The organism is Bacillus sp. FSL R9-9530 (assembly GCF_038008145.1).
Classification (GTDB): Bacteria; Bacillota; Bacilli; order Bacillales; family Bacillaceae_G; genus Bacillus_A; species Bacillus_A mycoides.
Window position 1 is genome coordinate 5174830 of sequence record NZ_JBBOYO010000001.1, and the last position, 20556, is coordinate 5195385.

The window sequence follows — 20556 nt, forward strand, 5'->3', positions numbered from 1 at the left end:
ATGAGCGTAAAAAAAGAAAGAGTAGATGTACTATTAGTAGAGCGAGGACTTATAGAAACGCGTGAGAAGGCTAAACGTGCTGTTATGGCAGGTCTTGTATATGCGAATGAAATGAGACTCGATAAGCCAGGGGAGAAAATCTCACAAGATACGGAGATTACGGTGAAAGGGCAAGTCATGCCGTATGTAAGCCGTGGTGGTTATAAGCTTGAAAAGGCATTAGAAACATTTCAACTTGATTTACAAGATAAGGTTATGATAGATATTGGTTCATCAACTGGTGGTTTTACAGACTGTGCGCTTCAAAATGGGGCGAAGTTATCCTACGCATTAGATGTAGGATATAATCAACTTGCGTGGAAATTGCGTCAAGATGAGCGTGTTGTTGTGATGGAACGAACGAACTTCCGTTACGTGACACCGGCAGATTTAGAGCGTGGTTTACCGCAGTTTGCAAGTATTGATGTTTCATTTATATCATTAAGGCTTATATTGCCGGTTTTAAAAACAATGCTTATGCCAAATGGTGATGTAGCTGCATTGATTAAACCTCAGTTTGAAGCTGGACGAGAACAAGTCGGGAAAAAAGGCATTGTTCGTGATAGAAAAGTACATGAAGCTGTCGTGGAAATGATTGTCGATTTTGCTCTTAAGGAAGGCTATAATATCGAAGGTTTAACATTCTCACCAATTACAGGCGGGGATGGAAATATTGAATTTTTAATTCATCTAAAGTGGCACGGTGAGCGTGAGAATGGCGAAAATCATTCTCCGGTTTCTATTGAGCAAGTTGTTACAGAAGCACATGATGTTTTAAAACAAAAAGGGAAAGGGGAATAACATATGTTGTTCCTCTTTTTGTTGTAATCGTATAATGATTGTAAAAACAATTGTGTACAAGTAATGGATTATACGGTAACATAAATAAATGAAGTATACCAATGTTTAAACTATGGTAAGAGATAGTGTGAGGTGCAAATGTATGAATAAAGGTCAGCGCCATATTAAAATCAGGGAAATTATTGCTAACAAAGAAATTGAAACACAAGATGAACTAGTTGATATTTTACGTAATGTGGGGTTTAATGTAACGCAAGCAACAGTATCGCGCGATATTAAAGAACTGCACTTAGTGAAGGTGCCATTACATGATGGCCGCTATAAATATAGCTTGCCAGCAGATCAACGATTTAATCCGTTGCAAAAATTAAAACGAAATCTAGTGGATTCATTTGTAAAATTAGACACGGCAGGACATATGCTTGTGCTAAAAACATTGCCTGGTAACGCTCATTCACTTGGGGCACTCATTGATCATTTAGAGTGGGATGAGATCGTCGGAACCATTTGTGGTGATGATACTTGCTTAATTATTTGCCGTACACCTGAAGATACAGGTGTTGTCTCTGATCGTTTCTTAAATATGCTTTAACAGAAAAATCTTGTTTACTTTCCTCTGTAAAGTGGAAAGTAAACAAGATATTTTTATTGGCGAAAAATACGGATTTTCAAATACAATACATTATTTTTTTTGAATGAAGTTAGAAAATAGGTGGATTGACCCGTAAAACGAATGTTTGGTACAATGGAGCGGGTTAGAAGAGTAATTTATACATACAAACATATAGTATAACTATTTGAATGAAGAATACTGAGAAAAGCCCTTAATAGGGGATTAGTTTATAACGAGGTGAATGGGGCATTGTTATCGGAATTATCGATCAGAAACTTTGCTATTATTGAGGCATTAAATATTTCTTTTCAAAAAGGTTTAACCGTTTTAAGTGGTGAAACAGGAGCTGGAAAATCCATTATTATTGATGCAATTAGTTTGCTTGTTGGTGGCCGTGGTTCAGCAGAATTTGTTCGATATGGAACAGAAAAGGCTGAGATAGAAGGCTTATTCTATGTAGAAGATGACAAGCATCCATGTATCGCAAAGGCAGAAGAGTTAGATATAGAAATAGAAGATGGCATGATTATTTTGAAGCGTGACATCGCTGCGAACGGAAAAAGTGTCTGTCGTGTAAATGGGAAACTTGTTACACTCAGCATATTAAAAGAGATTGGAAAAACGCTAGTTGATATTCATGGACAGCATGAAACACAAGATTTAATGAATGAAGAGCGTCATATGTTTATGCTTGATCATTTTGATGGAAATCGCATTGTTAAACAATTGGGCATATATCAAAATGTATATACAGACTATGAGAAGTTAAAAAAACAGCTGAAATCTTTAAGTGAAAATGAACAACAAATGGCCCATCGTCTAGATTTAATTCAATTCCAACATGAAGAAATTCGTAAGGCGGATTTAAAAATGGATGAAGAATATGAATTGACTGAGGAACGATTAAAAATCTCCAATTTTGAAAAGATTTATAAAGCATTAGGAGATGCGTATCGTTCGTTAAGTGGAGACGGACAGGGATTGGATCACGTAAGAAATGCAATGGGACAAATGGAGAGTATTACGCACTTAGATGAAGCGTATCAAGAAAATCATGATTCTATTGCGAATAGTTATTACTTATTAGAAGAAGTTGCATACCAGCTTAGAGAAAAATTAGATATGATGGAATATGATCCGAAACGTCTAGATGAAATTGAAACACGTTTGAATGAAATCCGTATGTTAAAGAGAAAGTATGGAAATACTGTAGAAGAGATTTTAGCGTATGCTGATAAAATTGAACAAGAAATTTTTACGATTGAAAATAAAGACGTACATATTGAAACGACGAGAAAGCAGTTAACGAAATTAGAAGGTGTTATTGTAAAAGAAGCAACGTTGTTAAGTACTATGCGTCATGAGCTTGCAGATCATCTTACAAGCGCTATTCATCAAGAATTAAAAGAACTATATATGGAAAAAACGAAATTTGAAGTGAGAATTATGAAGAGGGTAGGAAATGTAGAAGAACCTCTCGTGGAAGGAACACCGGTAAAACTTACGGCGGATGGCTACGATCATGTGGAATTTTATATTTCAACGAATCCGGGTGAACCGTTAAAGCCACTTTCAAAGGTCGCTTCTGGCGGAGAGTTATCTCGTATTATTTTAGCTTTAAAAAGCATTTTTTCTAAGCATCAAGGTGTTGCATCTGTTATTTTTGATGAAGTGGATACGGGTGTGAGTGGTCGGGTTGCACAGGCTATTGCGGAAAAAATTTATCGTGTATCAGTAAACTCGCAAGTACTTTGTATTACGCACTTACCTCAAGTAGCTTCAATGGCGGACTCTCATTTATTTATTAGAAAACAAGTGGCGAATGATCGTACGATTACATCGGTTACTGTGTTAAGTACGGATGAAAAAGTAACAGAAATTGCTCGAATGATTTCTGGTGTTGAAATTACAGATTTAACGACAGAGCATGCGAAAGAGTTACTTACGCAAGCGCATCATTTCAAACAGACAGCAGAGGCTATCCAGTAATGGATAGCTTTTTTTTCTCAAATGACGATTTCTTAATTCTTCCGGTTATAAATAAAGCGCTGCAAGGAGAGATTAAAAAGTGAAGCCAAGAGGCTGAATGTGGGGTAGGAGCGAGGAGAGTGAACAAATTGAAATTAGAAAGATTTCGAAAAATAATAGGTCTTTGTCTCCTTGTTTCTCTAGTTTTTATTGGATGTTTTAAACCGCTTCGAACGTTTATTTCATCTCCGAAGCAACTTGTTGTTTTTGAAGGACAACAATCAGAAATAGCATCATTACCAGTTTTTAAGGCTGCATCTACAAATCGTAATGTGTTTACTGTAAGTTCAAATGAACAAGAACTTATGGTAAATTCTCACCAAAATGGTGAAGCTGATATGGTGTTTCAACTTGCTGGATTTCCAGTGAAAAAAGTAAATGTGAAAGTATTAAAAGATTTTAAAGTTATTCCAGGTGGACAATCGATTGGTGTAAAATTGAACACAAAAGGTGTACTTGTTGTAGGCCATCATTTAATTCAAACTGAAAAGGGTAAAGTATCTCCTGGTGAAACAGCTGGTGTACAGATTGGAGATATGATTACTGAAATCAATGGTAAAACAATTGAAAGAATGAGTGATGTAGCACCATTTATTCATAATAGTGGAGAAACAGGTGAACCGCTTAATCTTGTTTTATTAAGAGATGGAAAATATATTCGTGCTAAGCTAACACCACAAAAAGACAATGGTGAATCCTCTTACCGAATTGGACTGTATATTCGTGATTCAGCAGCTGGTATCGGAACGATGACATTTGTACATCCAGATTCTATGAAATATGGAGCGCTTGGTCATGTAATTTCCGATAATGATACAAAAAAGCCAATTCAAGTAGAAGATGGACAAATTATGCGTTCGACAGTAACGTCTATTGAAAGAGGAAGTCACGGGAACCCGGGAGAAAAATTAGCAAGATTTTCACCGGATCGTGAAGTGATTGGTAATATTACAATAAATAGCCCGTATGGTATTTTTGGGAAATTAAACACAGATATGACAAACGGCATAATGGATAAAGCAATGCCTATCGCATTATCCCATCAAGTAAAAGAAGGGCCAGCGAAAATATTAACAGTTATTGATCAAGATAAGGTGGAAGCGTTTGATATTGAAGTTGTTAGTACGGTACCACAAAAGTTCCCGGCTACAAAAGGTATGGTTATAAAAGTGACAGATAAACGTTTACTAGCAAAAACGGGTGGTATTGTACAAGGAATGAGTGGAAGTCCGATTGTACAAAATGGGAAAGTAATTGGTGCGGTTACACATGTATTTGTAAATGATCCAACGTCAGGATACGGTGTTCATATTGAATGGATGTTACATGAGGCTGGAATTAATATTTATGATCAAGAGAAAAAAGCGAGCTAATACATATTAGCTCGCTTTTCTTTTGAAAAATTCGTTGAAATTTTGTAAAAGCTCCGCAAGAGCTGTTTTTTGTTGTAAGATATAAGCAAAGGGTTGAACGTTTCGCTGTAATTCTATGATGGAATGTGTTGCGAAAGTAAAAAAATGAACGATAAACATATTTTTTTGTGATTTTATCGGAAAGTAAGAAACTTTAAAGGGAATTTTCACACAATTGTCGAACAATTCATGTAGCCTAGAAGCTTACACATGTCGGAAGAATCGATTCGGTAAGGGAGGAAAAACTGTGGAGAAAATTAAAGTATGTCTTGTGGATGATAATAAAGAATTGGTATCGATGCTAGAGAGTTATGTTGCTGCCCAAGATGATATGGAAGTTATCGGAATTGCTTACAATGGTCAAGAATGTTTAAACTTATTGAAAGAAAAGCAGCCTGATATACTCGTTTTAGACATTATTATGCCACATTTAGATGGTCTAGCTGTGCTAGAGAAAATGCGACATATTGAAAGGTTAAGACAACCTAGCGTTATTATGTTGACAGCATTCGGACAAGAAGATGTGACGAAAAAAGCGGTTGATTTAGGGGCATCATATTTCATATTAAAACCATTTGATATGGAGAATTTAACAAGTCATATTCGTCAAGTTAGTGGTAAGGAAAGTGCTACTATTAAACGTCCATTACCATCTTTCCGATCAGCAACAACGATAGATGGAAAACCGAAAAACTTAGATGCGAGTATTACAAGTATCATTCATGAAATTGGTGTACCCGCTCATATTAAAGGGTACATGTACTTACGAGAAGCAATCTCTATGGTGTACAATGATATCGAATTACTAGGATCTATTACGAAAGTATTATATCCAGATATTGCAAAGAAATATAATACAACAGCAAGCCGTGTCGAGCGCGCAATCCGTCACGCAATTGAAGTAGCTTGGAGCCGTGGGAATATTGATTCTATTTCGTCCTTATTTGGTTATACTGTATCCATGTCAAAAGCAAAACCTACGAATTCCGAGTTCATCGCAATGGTTGCGGATAAGCTAAGACTTGAACATAAGGCTTCGTAAATGTTGATATAATAGTGTTTTTGATTGTTTAGCGGTAATGTAAAGTTACCAACAAACTTCTTTTCGTACCAACAAATAATGTTAATGCATTTTAATAAACACCGTCTTTTATTGGTTTGTAAATCAAACTAATGAGAGGCGGTGTTTTTTGTTTTGACTGAATTTGAATTACAGCTAGATAATTTTATGTTGTATTGTTCAAGTAAAAACTTATCGACTAAAACGCTGAAAAGCTATGACCAGACGCTAAATTTATTTTTATTGTACATGAGAGAGACGTATCAAGTGGAGGAAGCGGGGAAGGTAAAGGCCGTACACATTCGGCAGTATATTAAGTATTTAAAGGAACGTGGAAAGTGCACTGTGGCTGCTAAAACAATAGCTAATGATATTAATCGCCCGCATAATCGGACGGATTACAAAAAGCCACTAAGCGATACAACGATTGCTAACAATTGATGCATTTTCAAATAAGCTAAGAGAATTTATAAAATGTTGGTTAGAATTAGAAGAACAGAATAGAGGAAGGTAAAAAGACGAGGACATTGTTCGTTGTCTTTTTTTATTTCAGTGCCGTCCGTCCATATAAATAATGATTTTTTAAGGTTTAGTGTCACGTTTTATGTGTGTAGAGACCAATAGAAAGGGAAGAGGTAGTTCCTTTCTCCTCTTAGACATTCATAAATACAACATTTTTTATGATTTTGTCACAGTAAACTTTTAAAATTATAAAATCAGTGAGGGACGGCAACATGAAATTATACAAAAGAGAAAAGAAAACACACATTCAAATACAGCAGGAAGATAAGCTAGAACGAATAAAGCAAATTTATGATGATAAAAAAGTAAAGCAGGTGCTTGCAGTAGAAAAGACATGGAATAAGTATGCTTTACTTCGATTGGAAGAAGGAGAGGATGCCTTCCATATCATTTTTAATGATTATTTAATAGGATGGTTCATTCAAACAACTCTCAATAAATTTGAAAATGCATGGAAAAATAAGCGGATTTATCGAGATGATTTTGAAAGTGTATTTTGGGAGAAGTTATGGCATGTGTGTCGAGAACATTCATGGAACGATGAGTATTACTTATATGAAAAAGGCAGAAAATCGTTGGAGTGTACGGGCTACAACTTAGTAAAATCAAATTTAAGGACAGATAAAAGGAAAGTAAATCATCAAAACATTGACCTTGTTGAAGACTTAGAAAAAATTGATTCGCCGTTTCGAATTGAGGACGATGTAGAAATTAAACTATTAATCGAACAGTATTGTAATGATATTGAAGAGGAGTTAATAACAACGTATATAGAAAGTCCCCATTTATCATATAGAGACTTAGGGTGTTTACATGGGATAAATCATCCTGAAAGAGTGAGACGGATACTTGATTCAGCAAAGAGGAAGTTAAGTGAATTTATATTTTGATAGGGTTCTCGTATTTATTTGCTTTATATAGCAGACAGCTTCATTTCAACTTCTTTAAAAGGAATGGATTAAATTTTTTACTAGAAAATCCGAATATTTAGTACAGTAAAATAGTTTCACGTGATATAATTCGTTTGTAAAATATTGTATGGAGAAGGGGTAGCATGACGCAAATAAAGGTTACGCCAGAACGGCTAGAACAGTCAGCAAAGCTAGTTCTTGAAACTAAAAATAGATTAGAACAGATACATAAAGATTTATATAACCAAACGGAATACGTAGCTTCAATGTGGAATGGTGCAACGAGTCAAAGGTTTTATCAGATGTTTAATGAAACAAAACCTCAAATGTTTAATGTGTTTCGGGAATTTGATAAGATTGCAGAAGAACTAATGCACGCTGCTGAAAAGTTTCGTAATGCTGATGAACGTTATGATGGTAATCTAGTTGATGGAAACATAGAAGAAGGGGCAATGTGTGGTAAGTTACCTGAAAAATCTACTTTCGAAAAAATTCGGGATGGTATTGTAGAAGGTGCAGGGGAAGCCATTGAAGATACTATAGAAGGATTTAAGGCACTTGGTAAATGGGAAACGTGGCAAAATATGGGGAACGCAGCCTTGCATCCTATTGATACACTTAGTACCATGTATAATGTATTGTCGGATTCATTTATTAAAGATGTAATAAATGGTGACGCAGAAAGTCGTGCAAAATGGGGAAGTTATGCTTTAACTCAAGTTGGTTTAGGACTTATTGGTGATAAAGGAATAAGCAAAGTCACTACACTTGCAAAGGGTACGAATTTAGCAAAGGTATCAGAAGGTATCTCGCATTATACAAATAAATTGCAAATGGGAGACCGCTTTGCATATGCTGGCGTTGGTGAGTTTAGAGATATTCCGAAAACTTCTTTTAATTCTTTAGAAGAAGCACGTAATACATTTATGTTTGCTGACACTGGTAATTTAAATACACCTAGATTCCAAGAATATCTTGGCCAAGTAGAAGAAATAACAAATAGAAAGATTCCTGAAAACCAGAGGGAATTACTACAAGAACACTTGGAGAATAATGGTTATGAACGATTAAGCAAAGAAGAAGTAGATACAAGAAGGAACGAGTTCCGTTCTGAAAAAAATAAGCTGATAGCTGATTGGGAAAAAGAAACAAACCAAACATGGCCTACATATGCTGAGGAAGTTATTTCGAAAAGAGGTAAAGTAACACGGAGAATTGATAAGCCATTTGATGCACATCACCTTATTGAAAATGCACATGGTGGAGAACATGAATGGTGGAATATGCACCCAGCTAAATACCCTGATGAACATCAAGGTGGTATACATGCTAAGGAAAGTATTTCAAGAGAAATTTTTAAAAAGTAATTAACGGAGGTAGTAAAAGTTATGTTTGATTTTTTGAAAAAGTGTGTTGTAGCTGATGAAAGTATAAAATCTGACCAAACACCTATTTTCTATCCTTTAAAAAGTGAAGAGATAGAGGAAGCAGAAGATTTATTAAAAATGAAATTCCCTAAAGAATTGAAAAATTTTTATAAAGAAATTGGTTATGGTTTTTTAGAGGCATCAAGTAAGTTCTTTTTTAACAGATTTATGGACCCCTTTTCTGTTGTAGATTTTCGTTTGAGACAAGATATCTATGAATATAACCCTAATATAGATGGTGTAGACGATGAAGAATCATTAGTGTTTTTTGAAGTGACAGAACTTAGCTTTTTAACAATTAAATGTAAGCAAGCAAATGAATTAGGTCAATGCCCTATATATTCTGGTTCAATGAAAATAGCTGGTTCTTTAGAAGAATTTTTAATTAAAATGGATGAAAATCCTGACTATTATATTTAATCTTTTTAAGACTTGCTTTAAGGCGTAGGATTTGAAAAATATCTAATCATGAATAAAAAAGCTTATGTATAACTTACATAAGCTTTTTTAATGTACATGAACTAGACACTTACAAGATGGAGATAGTGCAGACATAAGCTGGCCTATACCAAAATACAACATCTATCCTAAAGGAGAATAAATAAATTTAGAAAGAGGTTTTTATATGTGGAAAAATCTGATTTTAGAAATTGAAAAGGTAGAGAGAAGTTTTAATGATAAACTGAATACACCCGCAACGGATACTGAAATTGGTAAATTAAGAGAACGTGTGAAAGAGAATTTTAATGTTGACTTACCGAGTGAATATGAGGAGTTTCTTAAAACTGTAAATGGATTAGATTTTAGCGGGCTAGTACTTTATGGAGTTGACTCTTATTTGTTAGATACAGAAAGGGACGAATCAATTTGCGGGCTTATAGAAACCAATGAGATTTGGTATGAAAATGAATTTCAAAAAGAGTATCTTTTCCTTGGAGATTCAAATATAGCATGGTTCTGTAAAAACTTATCTGATGGTATTTATTTAGAACTTGATAAACCATCTGGTACAGTGATGAATACATATAATGATTGCAACACAATGCTTGAGGAAGCATTGAAAGCAGCCCTTCTTTAATAGGGGGTATTAAAAATTATGTTTAATTTTTTGAAAGAATATGTTGTAGCAGACAGAAGTGTCCGTTCTAAACAAAAACCTATTTTCTATCCTATATATCAAGATGAGATAGATGAGGCAGAAAGCTTATTACAAATGGAACTTCCGAAAGAATTAAAATGTTTTTATCAAGAAATTGGTTGCGGTTTTTTAGAGTCTGACAAAAGAACTTTTTTCAATAGATTTATGGACCCGATTTCAGTTGCAGATTTCCGTTTAAGGCAAGATATTTATGAATATAATCCAAACCTAGATGATGTAGATGATGAAGAATCGCTAGTTTTCTTTGAAGTAACAGAATTGAATTTTTTAACAATTAAATTCAAAGAAGAAAATGAATTAGGTCAATGTCCTATTTACTCGGATTCTACAAAAATAGCGGATTCTTTAGAAGAATTTTTAAATAAAATGGTTGAAAATCCTGACTATTATATTTAATGGATATCAATTCTACTTTGTAGAGTCGGGCATTATTAGTTCATTATTTTAAGAATTGTTTTCTAGCTTATGTGATTGCGAAGACAAATAATAATTAATTATGAGTAACAAAAGTAAGACTTATGCGTAATTCACATAAGTCTTTTTAATATTACCCCACAGTTAAGAGGAAGTCTTTATTGTTTTTGTAGTAATTAATTTGTGCTATATAGAAGGCTAGGTGTCATTAGTGTAAGTACTAAAACATATAATAAGGAAGAAAGGTGTCTATTATTGGGGTTATTCAAACGCACTAACTTAGATAAAACACCCGTGAAGTTATCGTATAACCAGTTACAGGATTATTTACGTGCTAATCGCAATACAACGTCAAAGGCAATAAAAGGATTGAAAGAACAGGGGCTACTATCTGTTACAGTAGGACAAGGGAAAGCTTCCAATACGTATCGACTTAGACTATAGGAATAAGGATATAGTCGTAAATTAAGAAGTTGAATAGAGGGTAACATGAAACAGTACATGGATATCATTTAATTCTATTGACGTTTGTCCCTGTGTTTATGTATTATATTCTTATACATATTGGTAATGTAATGTTACCAATGAATTAAGAAAAACTAAACCAATAAAGGGCGTGAAATTTAACGTATTTATTGGGCGAAATGAAAACTTCAGAAATGCTTACATATCAACGTTTAATGCCTTTGGTTATACTGTATCCATGTCAAAAGTAAAACCTACGAATTCCGAGTTCATCGCAATGGTTGCGGATAAGCTAAGACTTGAACATAAGGCTAGCTGAGAGGAAGAGTAGTAAGGGATTTAAGTTTTAGTAGAGCTTAATAATTCTTGAAATTTATACTCGATATCAATTTTAAAACCAATAAACTTTTATTTAATGACCAATGAATTTTAGAATTCGTTGGTCTTTTTATTTTGTTGAGAAAAAGAGGGAGAAGTGATATCGATTTTATCAAAATTATTTGGGTAGATAAAAAGGGTTGTTTGATATTATGGAAAATAAAACCTGTTTTTAGTAATATTACATATAAGTGAGTTTTTTAAGGTAATTAAATAGGTATACAGAGGGAGAAGGGAAATGAAAAACAAAATATTAACTTGGCTAGGAATAGTAGCAGCTATGGGAGTTCTTGCTGTTGCAGTTACATTTGGAATGTTAGAGCTTGCCGATAATCCAGTAGATAAAGAAGTGAGTGCTCAAATAGATAAAAAAGAAGACCCAACGATAGTAGGTAGAGAGGTAGATGGAGTCTTTGTTGATGTGTATGTTACTGAAAATTCTACTGAAAGCGAAGTCATTACAGCGATGTATCACATGACTCATCAAAAAGTAGTGGCAGAACGAAAATCGGGATCCATCCCAATGATTCAAAATAACGCTGAAAAATTAAAAAAAATCATAAATAAGAGTAGTTTTGCGAAGAAAAATGAGCTTGTAGCAATTGCTGATAGATGGGCGAAAAAAGATTTTAGTAAAATTGTAGAAGATCACAATTTTTTCTCGGATGCTCAAGAGGGTAATGTTTGTAAAGCCACTAGAGCGATGGATGCGGTAGAAGAGCAACATTATATTTTAACTACATTCGGGGAGGAAAAAGCGAAAGAACTATACGAATCAGGGGATACTCCGCACGTTCAATAAAAAATAATATGAAGGGCTTCTAGTTTTTTTATTACCTTGCTTTAAGGGGGCAATGGTGACTTGTGAATAAATATTCTGCTTTCTTTATGACTTGTAACAAAAAAGAAGATATATAATTCATTATTAAATGATGAAGTAAAGGCTAAATCGCATCGTAGTACATCTGTTAAAGGATTTTAGCGGGGAAGTCATCCATGATATAATAGATGATAATAAAAAGCCCTGCAAAACAGGACTATATTATTCTTCGTCTTTATTTTGTTTTTCTAATTCAACTAACTTTTGGATTAAAATATGCTGTGGCATATGCATAAGTTGTTCAAGTGGAACACCTAACGCTTTTGATAGGCGGACTGCAGTGTCTGGAGAAATTTGTAATGGTCTCATAGAAGTACCTCCTTTTTCGTATAGTATAGCATAAGATTGGGGGAGTGAGGATGACTCTTATATTTGCGCATCGTGGTGCGGCGGGAACGTATCCGGAAAATACAATGATTTCATTTGAAGCGGCGGAGGCTTTCGGGGCAGACGGAATTGAACTCGATGTTCAATTCACGAAAGATGGAAAAGTTGTTGTTATTCATGATGAAACGGTGGATCGGACAACAAATGGAAAAGGTGCGGTTCGAAATTATTTATATGAGGATTTATGTAAGTTGGATGCGAGTTATAAATTCGGTGACAAAGTAGGTTTTTGCAAAATACCTCTTCTAGAAGAGGTGTTAGAATGGCTCGCAAAAACGAAATTGCTACTCAATATTGAACTGAAAAATAATAAAATCCCATACAGAGGTTTAGAAGAAGAGGTTATAACACTTGTACGTAAGTTTAGTCTAGAGGATCGGATTGTGTTTTCTTCTTTTAATCACTACAGTATGAAGCGATGTCATATGATGGCTCCTGATATTCAAACAGCTATTTTGTATCGTGAAGGTTTGCATAGCCCGTGGGCATATGCAAAAAAGATGGGTGCTACTGCAGTACATCCGAATTATCGTTATCTTCAAGATGCTATCGCTGAATTAACGATGGGAAGTGGTGTGGAGGTTCGTCCTTACACGATAAATGAAGAAACGCTTATGCGTAAATATTTTGATATGAATATATCAGCGATTATTACTGATTATCCTGAAACAGCAAGAACTTTATTACCGATAAAAAAATGAGACCTAATATAATGGTCTCATTTTTTATTTATGATATGTGAAAACTTTGTTTTATCTTCTGAAGCGTGCTTGTACTTTATTTCTCTTACGATCTCTGTGTAAGACGAAGCCGCCGAAGATATAAAACCCGAGTGCGAAGCAAAGAGCGCCGATTAAAAATTGTAACCATAATATAGGGATTGGGGAGAACAAAATCCCAAATACAGTATCTCTCATCAGTTTAATACCAAGCACGGCTAATGAAATGGGGATGAGTGCTAATAATAGAGCGAGGTAACGCTGCATACATAACGCTCCTTTTCAGATTATTTTGTGTATTTTAATGATGTTATATGGAATGGGGGTTTGTCAAGAGGTTGCTGAACGAGTAAGATAAGAATGTGAAAAATTTTGCAGAGATACTTCGAGAGGAAGTGTAATGTATGAAACAAAATGTGTTAATTGTTGGAGCAGGTGAAGGTGGGAGTACACTGCTGAGTCTGTTGCAAAATTCGAATATATTTCAAATTATAGGAGTTATTGATAGTAATCCAATTGCGAAAGGATTACAAATCGCAAAGGAATATGGGACTCCGATTGGTGATAGTGTAACTCCGTTTCTTTCTATGCATATTGATGTAATGTTTGATATGACAGGTGATTATGATTTACATAAAGTTTTATTGGGAAGCAAGCATAAAGACACCCTTCTTATACCAGGGGATATTGCAAAAATTGTTACGAGACTAGCGCATGAGAAGGAAAGTTTAATTGGAAAGCTAGAAGAACAGACGCAACAAGGGAATTTAATTTTAAATTCAACGCATGACGGTATGATTGTTATAGACCAAGAGGGACAAGTTCGTCTGTTTAATAAAAGCGCAGAGCGTATTACTGGATATAAAAAAGAGGAAGCAATAGGGAAATATATTTTAGAAGTTATTCCAACGAGTAAGTTGCTTCGTATTATACGCACGAAAAAAATAGAAGTGAATCATGAACTGACGTTAGAGAATGAAAAAAAGATTATTACAACGCGTATTCCGATATTAAAAGAAGGTGGAGAGGTTCAAGGGGCATTTGCGATTTTTAAAGACATTACAGAAGTTGTAGATTTAGCGGAAGAAGTTACAGACTTAAAAGAAATTCAAACGCTACTTGAGGCGATTATTAACTCATCTGAGGAAGCAATTTCGGTTGTTGATGAGAAAGGAAGAGGACTAGTTATAAACCCTGCTTATACGAAGTTAACGGGTTTGACTGAAGAAGAAATTATTGGGAAGCCGGCTACAACTGATATTGTGGAAGGTGAAAGTATGCATATGAAAGTACTTCGGACGCGCCGAGCGGTACGAGGAATACATATGAAGATTGGGCAAAAAAAGCGAGATGTAATTGTAAACGTAGCACCGGTTATTGTCGATGGAATATTGAAAGGGAGCGTCGGGGTAATTCGCGATGTATCAGAAATTCAAAAGTTAACAAATGAATTGAATAGGGCAAGACAAATTATTCGAACGTTAGAAGCGAAATATTCATTTGATGATATTGTTGGTGATTCAGATGAAACGACGGCAGCTATTGAACAAGCAAAACTTGGAGCGAATACACCGGCAACAGTATTGCTTAGAGGGGAATCTGGTACGGGGAAAGAGTTATTTGCACACGCTATTCATAACAGTAGTAATCGAAAATACAATAAGTTTGTACGAGTAAACTGTGCTGCTATTTCTGAGACCTTATTAGAAAGTGAATTATTCGGTTATGAGGAAGGTGCGTTTTCTGGAGCGAAAAGAGGCGGGAAACGAGGATTCTTTGAAGAAGCGAATAATGGAAGTGTTTTTTTAGATGAAATCGGAGAGTTATCTGCAAATACGCAAGCGAAGCTCCTTCGTGTGCTACAAGAAAAGGAAATTGTGAAAGTAGGGGGAACGAAAGCGATACCTATTAATGTTCGAGTGATCGCTGCGACGCACGTGAATTTAGAAAAAGCTATTTTAGAAGGGAATTTCAGAGAGGACTTATATTATCGTTTAAATAAAATCCCGATTCAAATTCCTTCCCTTCGTCAGCGTAAAGGAGATATACCAGCGATTGCAGAAAGGTTAATTCAAAAAATTAATCAAGACTATGGTCGTAATGTAGAAGGACTCACCGATTCAGCCGTTTCGTATTTACAATCATATGAATGGCCAGGGAATGTTAGGGAACTTGAAAATATTTTAGGACGAGCTATTATCTTTATGAATTATAACGAGATATATATTGATGTACATCATTTACCGCCTTTACATAAAGAAGAACAAGTAGAGACGAAACAAAATAATTTATTACCTGAATTAGAAGAGAAGGCCCTTGAACACCTAGTGACAGAATTTGAGGGGAATATTATCCGTGAATATTTAGAGAAATTTGATGGGAACAAAACGAAGACTGCAAAAGCGTTAGGAATTTCAGTTCGAAACTTATATTACAAGCTAGAAAAGTATGACTGTGCAAAAAATAGCATGCAATAAATTGCGTACCGTGCAATTTATTGCGTGGTATACAAAAAGCGACAAAACGAGACAGAATATTTCGTTGTTTTCCAAAGTATTGATTTTACTGCATTTTGAATGCGTTTTCATTATTGGTAAGACCACTTTTAAAAGTTGGCACGGTATTTGCTTAATGAATAGACGAGGGACGACGGAAAGGGTTGATTACAAAATATGAAGTTAGAACACTTAATTGATCAAGCAGCAGGACAGCCTAAAAAAACTGTGGCTGTAGCAGTAGCTGAAGATCATGAAGTAATTGAAGCTGTAGCGAAAGCAATCAAGTTACAGCTAGCTCAATTTCGTCTATATGGAAATCAAGAGAAAATAATAGGGATGCTACAAGAGCATGGGCTACAAACTTCAGAACATATTGAAGTGATTGCAGCAGCGTCAAGTGCTGAGGCTGCAGAACTTTCTGTTAAATCTGTAAGCAATGGCGAAGCAGATGTGCTAATGAAGGGGAACATCCCAACAGCAAATATTTTGAAAGCTGTATTAAATAAAGAGTGGGGACTTCGTAAGGGCAGCGTGCTTTCACATGTTGCAGCGTTTGAAGTTCCAAATTACGATCGTCTTATTTTTGTTACAGACGCAGCGATGAACATTGCACCTGATGTAACACAAAAAGCTGCTATTATACAAAATACTGTAGAAGTTGCCCAGGCAATAGGAATTGATTTGCCAAAGGTAGCGCCAATTGCAGCGGTAGAGGTTGTTAATCCTGCGATGCAAGCGACAATTGATGCAGCGATGTTAACTCAAATGAATCGCCGCGGACAAATTAAAAATTGTGTCGTTGATGGACCACTTGCTTTAGATAATGCAGTATCACAAATTGCAGCAGAACATAAAGGCATAGTAAGTGATGTAGCAGGTAAGGCAGACATTTTACTCGTCCCAACGATTGAAGCTGGAAATGTGCTATATAAATCACTCGTCTATTTTGCAAATGCAAAGGTAGGAGCGATGATTGCTGGCGCTAAAGCACCGATTGTTTTAACATCACGTGCTGATTCAGCAGAAACAAAAGTATATTCATTAGCATTGGCAGTTGCGACTGCTTCAAAATAAACCAAATAGGGTAAAACAATTAGGGGGAAACGACAATGACATTAGAAATCTTCGAATACTTAGAAAAATATGATTATGAGCAAGTGGTATTTTGTCAAGATAAAGAATCTGGTTTAAAAGCAATCATTGCAATCCATGATACAACACTTGGACCAGCTCTTGGTGGAACAAGAATGTGGACATATGATTCTGAAGAAGCGGCGATTGAAGATGCATTGCGTCTTGCAAAAGGGATGACATACAAAAATGCAGCAGCTGGTTTAAATTTAGGTGGTGCAAAAACAGTAATTATCGGTGATCCACGTAAAGATAAAAGCGAAGCGATGTTCCGTGCATTAGGACGCTACATTCAAGGACTAAACGGACGTTACATTACAGCTGAAGATGTTGGTACAACAGTAGATGATATGGATATTATCCATGAGGAAACTGATTTTGTAACAGGGATTTCACCATCATTCGGTTCTTCTGGTAACCCATCTCCAGTAACTGCATACGGTGTTTACCGTGGTATGAAAGCAGCTGCAAAAGAAGCATTTGGTACAGATAACCTAGAAGGAAGAGTAATTTCTATTCAAGGTGTTGGTAACGTAGCGTATCACCTATGCAAACATTTACACGCTGAAGGAGCAAAATTAATCGTTACAGATATTAATAAAGAAGCTGTACAACGTGCAGTAGAAGAATTCGGTGCAACAGCAGTTGAGCCAAATGAAATTTACGGTGTTGAATGTGATATTTACGCACCATGTGCATTAGGCGCAACAGTTAATGATGAAACTATTCCACAACTTAAAGCAAAAGTAATCGCTGGTTCTGCAAATAACCAATTAAAAGAAGATCGTCACGGCGACCTTATTCATGAAATGGGTATTGTATACGCACCAGACTATGTTATTAATGCAGGTGGCGTAATTAACGTAGCAGACGAATTATATGGATACAATAGAGAACGTGCATTAAAACGTGTTGAGTCTATTTATGACACAATTGCAAAAGTAATCGAAATTTCAAAACGCGATGGCATAGCAACTTATGTAGCAGCAGATCGTCTAGCTGAAGAGCGCATTGCAAGCTTGAAAAACTCTCGTAGCACATACTTACGCAACGGTCACGACATTATTAGCCGTCGCTAATCATTCATATATAACTTTTACAAAAGGTGTGGTTACCTCTTATGAGGTTCCCACTTCCTTTTAAATTTATTAGTGGAGGTAGCAACATTGTCTGTAAATCGAATTCTTGTTATTAACCCAGGTAGTACATCCACAAAGATTGGTGTTTTTGATAATGAAAGACCCGTTCTAGAAGAAACTATTCGTCATGACGTAGAACAGATTGGAAAATATAAGCGAATTATCGACCAATATGAGTTTCGTAAAGAAACGATTTTAGAAGTTCTACATTCTCATGGTATTAACATTTCAAAATTAAACGCTGTTTGTGGGCGTGGTGGATTACTTCGTCCAATCGAAGGCGGTACGTATACAGTAAACGATGCGATGTTAGAAGATTTGAAAAATGGGTTTAGTGGTCATCACGCTTCAAACCTTGGAGGCATTTTAGCATATGAAATTGCTTCTGGATTAAACATTCCTGCATTCATTGTGGATCCTGTCGTTGTAGATGAGATGGAGCCAATTGCTCGTATAAGTGGTATTGCTGGTATGGAACGCAAAAGTATCTTCCATGCATTAAACCAAAAAGCGGTTGCTCGTAAAGTAGCAGATGAATTAAATCACAAATATGAGGATTTAAATTTATTAGTTACACATATGGGCGGCGGTATTACAGTTGGTGCTCATAAAAAAGGAAAAGTTATCGATGTGAATAATGGCTTAAACGGAGAAGGACCATTTAGTCCAGAGCGTGCTGGTACAGTACCAGTAGGACAATTAGTTGAAATGTGTTTTTCTGGTGAGTATTACCGAGACGAAATGGTTAAAAAACTTGTCGGACAAGGTGGACTTGTAAGCCTTATCGGTACAAACGATGCAATTAAAGTAGAACAAATGGTTGAAAAAGGTGATCCTGAGGCAACTCTTATTTATAAAGCAATGGCGTATCAAGTTGCAAAAGAGATTGGCGGAGCTAGTGCTGTACTTCACGGGAAAATCGATGCAATCGTATTAACTGGTGGACTTGCGTACAGTAAAATTCTTGTCGATGAAATAAAAGAACGTGTTCACTGGATTGCAGATGTTATCGTACATCCAGGAGAAGATGAATTACAAGCGTTAGCAGAAGGAGCACTTCGTGTATTACGTGAAGAAGAAGCTCCAAAAGAATATATTGTACGAGAAAAACAAACAGTAGCTAGGGGTTGAGATAATGGCAAGAGAATATGATTTAGTCATCGTTGGCGGCGGTACTGGTGGATATGTTGCTGCTATTCGTGCATCACAACTAGGGTTAAAAACTGCACTTGTTGAAAAAGAAAATCTTGGTGGTACTTGTTTACACAAAGGATGTATTCCTAGTAAAGCTCTTTTACGTAGTGCGGAAGTATACGCAACTGCTAAAAAAGGAGAAGAGTTCGGAGTTATTGCAAGTAATGTAGAACTAAACTTTGCTAAAGTACAAGAGCGTAAAGAGAAGATTGTAACGCAGCTTCATAAAGGCGTTCAGCATTTAATGAAACAAGGTAAAATTGATGTGTTTGAAGGTATTGGCCGTATTCTTGGCCCATCTATTTTCTCTCCAATGCCAGGTACAATTTCAGTTGAACTTGCAAGTGGAGAAGAGAATGAAATGTTAATTCCAAAAAATGTGCTTGTTGCAACAGGTTCTCGTCCAAATTCATTACCAGGATTAGAGTTAGACGGAGAGTATGTAATGTCTTCGGATCATGCCCTAAAAATGGAAACGCTTCCTAGCTCAATCATTATCGTTGGTGGCGGTGTAATTGGTATTGAGTGGGCATCTATGCTTGCTGACTTCGGTGTAGAAGTTACTGTATTAGAATATGCGAAAAACATATTACCACTAGAAGATAATGACGTTTCAAAAGAAATGCAACGTCTATTCAAGAAAAAAGGTATTAAAGTGGTAACTGGTGCAAAAGTATTACCAGAAACATTGGTAAAAGATAATGGAGTAACAATTCAAGCTGAACATAACGGTGAGAACAAAGCATTTAAAGCAGAAAAAATGCTTGTATCTGTCGGAAGACAAGCGAATACGCAAAATATGGGCTTAGAGAACACAGATATTGTTGTGGAAAAAGGATACATTCAAACAAATGAGTTTTATCAAACGAAGGAATCTCATATTTACGCAATTGGAGATGTAATCGGTGGCTTGCAACTTGCTCACGTTGCTTCTCATGAAGGAATTGTTGCAGTAGAACATATCGCTGGTAAAGAAGTTACACCAATTGATTATTCTATGGTATCAAAATGCGTATATAGTAGTCCAGAAGTTGCTTCTGTCGGCTTAACAGAACAAGAAGCAAAAGAAAAAGGCTATAAGTTAAAAGTCGGTAAGTTCTCATTCCGTGCAATCGGAAAGGCACTTGTATACGGAGAATCAGACGGTTTTGTAAAACTTGTAGTTGATGAAGAAACAAATGACATTCTCGGTGTTCATATGATCGGACCACATGTAACAGATATGATTTCTGAAGCTGGTCTTGCAAGAGTACTTGATGCAACACCTTGGGAAGTAGCGCATACAATTCATCCGCATCCATCATTATCTGAGGCGATTGGTGAAGCTGCACTTGCTGTAGATGGAAGAGCGTTACACGCATAAAAATGTGGATTTAGGA

The 20556-nt window shown here is 35.8% G+C and carries 21 protein-coding genes and 1 pseudogene; 20 read left to right on the forward strand and 2 right to left on the reverse strand.

Features of this window, described 5'->3' with window-relative positions:
- The 14 genes and pseudogenes from MKX66_RS26335 (at position 1) to MKX66_RS26400 (ending at position 12031) form a co-directional block, all read left to right on the forward strand.
- Positions 1-840 carry a TlyA family RNA methyltransferase gene (locus MKX66_RS26335; RefSeq protein ID WP_002015074.1) on the forward strand — a complete coding sequence of 280 codons (840 nt, stop codon included), beginning with the start codon at positions 1-3 and terminating at the stop codon, positions 838-840.
- A gap of 142 nt (positions 841-982) precedes the next feature.
- Entirely contained in the window at positions 983-1432 is a 450-nt protein-coding gene (gene argR, locus MKX66_RS26340; RefSeq protein WP_002015076.1) for an arginine repressor ArgR, read from the forward strand.
- 270 nt (positions 1433-1702) lie between these two features.
- Positions 1703-3442: a DNA repair protein RecN gene (gene recN, locus MKX66_RS26345; protein ID WP_002088564.1), complete on the forward strand. Its 1740-nt coding sequence runs from the start codon at positions 1703-1705 to the stop codon at positions 3440-3442.
- Positions 3443-3561: 119 nt separating this feature from the next.
- Entirely contained in the window at positions 3562-4854 is a 1293-nt protein-coding gene (gene spoIVB / locus MKX66_RS26350) for a SpoIVB peptidase (protein ID WP_002015079.1), read from the forward strand.
- Between the two features lie 286 nt (positions 4855-5140).
- Entirely contained in the window at positions 5141-5935 is a 795-nt protein-coding gene (gene spo0A / locus MKX66_RS26355; RefSeq protein WP_002015081.1) for a sporulation transcription factor Spo0A, read from the forward strand.
- Positions 5936-6121: 186 nt separating this feature from the next.
- Positions 6122-6394, forward strand: coding sequence for a site-specific integrase (locus tag MKX66_RS26360; RefSeq protein ID WP_227590929.1), 273 nt, complete (start codon positions 6122-6124; stop codon positions 6392-6394).
- Positions 6395-6687: 293 nt separating this feature from the next.
- Positions 6688-7365 carry a sigma-70 family RNA polymerase sigma factor gene (locus MKX66_RS26365; protein ID WP_341087439.1) on the forward strand — a complete coding sequence of 226 codons (678 nt, stop codon included), beginning with the start codon at positions 6688-6690 and terminating at the stop codon, positions 7363-7365.
- A gap of 164 nt (positions 7366-7529) precedes the next feature.
- Complete coding sequence (locus MKX66_RS26370) at positions 7530-8753, forward strand: WXG100 family type VII secretion target (protein WP_341087443.1); 1224 nt, start codon at positions 7530-7532, stop codon at positions 8751-8753.
- Between the two features lie 21 nt (positions 8754-8774).
- Complete coding sequence (locus MKX66_RS26375) at positions 8775-9233, forward strand: SMI1/KNR4 family protein (RefSeq protein ID WP_341087445.1); 459 nt, start codon at positions 8775-8777, stop codon at positions 9231-9233.
- Positions 9234-9438: 205 nt separating this feature from the next.
- The gene (locus MKX66_RS26380) at positions 9439-9891 is read left to right on the forward strand and encodes a YrhA family protein (RefSeq protein WP_002033951.1); all 453 of its coding nucleotides are present in this window, start codon (positions 9439-9441) and stop codon (positions 9889-9891) included.
- Between the two features lie 18 nt (positions 9892-9909).
- A complete protein-coding gene (locus MKX66_RS26385; protein ID WP_098431324.1) occupies positions 9910-10368 on the forward strand; it encodes an SMI1/KNR4 family protein in 459 nt (152 codons plus the stop codon).
- A 273-nt stretch (positions 10369-10641) separates the two neighbouring features.
- Entirely contained in the window at positions 10642-10830 is a 189-nt protein-coding gene (locus MKX66_RS26390; RefSeq protein WP_341087452.1) for a GntR family transcriptional regulator, read from the forward strand.
- Positions 10831-11056: 226 nt separating this feature from the next.
- Positions 11057-11170, forward strand: a pseudogene (locus MKX66_RS26395) (sporulation initiation factor Spo0A C-terminal domain-containing protein); the annotation flags it as partial.
- A 297-nt stretch (positions 11171-11467) separates the two neighbouring features.
- Positions 11468-12031 carry a PRK06770 family protein gene (locus MKX66_RS26400; protein WP_002033955.1) on the forward strand — a complete coding sequence of 188 codons (564 nt, stop codon included), beginning with the start codon at positions 11468-11470 and terminating at the stop codon, positions 12029-12031.
- A 240-nt stretch (positions 12032-12271) separates the two neighbouring features.
- Here MKX66_RS26400 and MKX66_RS26405 read toward each other — a convergent pair whose 3' ends face one another.
- Complete coding sequence (locus tag MKX66_RS26405) at positions 12272-12418, reverse strand: YycC family protein (protein ID WP_001247671.1); 147 nt, start codon at positions 12416-12418, stop codon at positions 12272-12274.
- A 50-nt stretch (positions 12419-12468) separates the two neighbouring features.
- On the opposite strand from MKX66_RS26405, the gene MKX66_RS26410 reads away from it, so the two are divergent.
- On the forward strand, positions 12469-13197 hold the full coding sequence (locus MKX66_RS26410) for a glycerophosphodiester phosphodiesterase (protein WP_002033957.1): 729 nt from the start codon (positions 12469-12471) through the stop codon (positions 13195-13197).
- A 51-nt stretch (positions 13198-13248) separates the two neighbouring features.
- Here MKX66_RS26410 and MKX66_RS26415 read toward each other — a convergent pair whose 3' ends face one another.
- Positions 13249-13482, reverse strand: coding sequence for a DUF2627 domain-containing protein (locus MKX66_RS26415; protein ID WP_001190193.1), 234 nt, complete (start codon positions 13480-13482; stop codon positions 13249-13251).
- 137 nt (positions 13483-13619) lie between these two features.
- On the opposite strand from MKX66_RS26415, the gene MKX66_RS26420 reads away from it, so the two are divergent.
- From MKX66_RS26420 to lpdA, 5 genes are all read left to right on the forward strand, one after another.
- A complete protein-coding gene (locus tag MKX66_RS26420) occupies positions 13620-15692 on the forward strand; it encodes a sigma-54 interaction domain-containing protein (protein ID WP_044442647.1) in 2073 nt (690 codons plus the stop codon).
- 195 nt (positions 15693-15887) lie between these two features.
- Positions 15888-16787: a phosphate butyryltransferase gene (gene yqiS / locus MKX66_RS26425; protein WP_002033959.1), complete on the forward strand. Its 900-nt coding sequence runs from the start codon at positions 15888-15890 to the stop codon at positions 16785-16787.
- 35 nt (positions 16788-16822) lie between these two features.
- A complete protein-coding gene (locus tag MKX66_RS26430; RefSeq protein ID WP_002015088.1) occupies positions 16823-17923 on the forward strand; it encodes a leucine dehydrogenase in 1101 nt (366 codons plus the stop codon).
- Positions 17924-18010: 87 nt separating this feature from the next.
- Positions 18011-19114, forward strand: a complete 1104-nt coding sequence (gene buk / locus MKX66_RS26435; RefSeq protein ID WP_002088555.1) for a butyrate kinase — start codon at positions 18011-18013, stop codon at positions 19112-19114.
- 4 nt (positions 19115-19118) lie between these two features.
- Positions 19119-20540 (forward strand): dihydrolipoyl dehydrogenase, encoded by a 1422-nt coding sequence (gene lpdA, locus MKX66_RS26440; RefSeq protein WP_002033960.1) that lies wholly within the window; start codon positions 19119-19121, stop codon positions 20538-20540.
- Positions 20541-20556 lie beyond the last annotated feature (16 nt).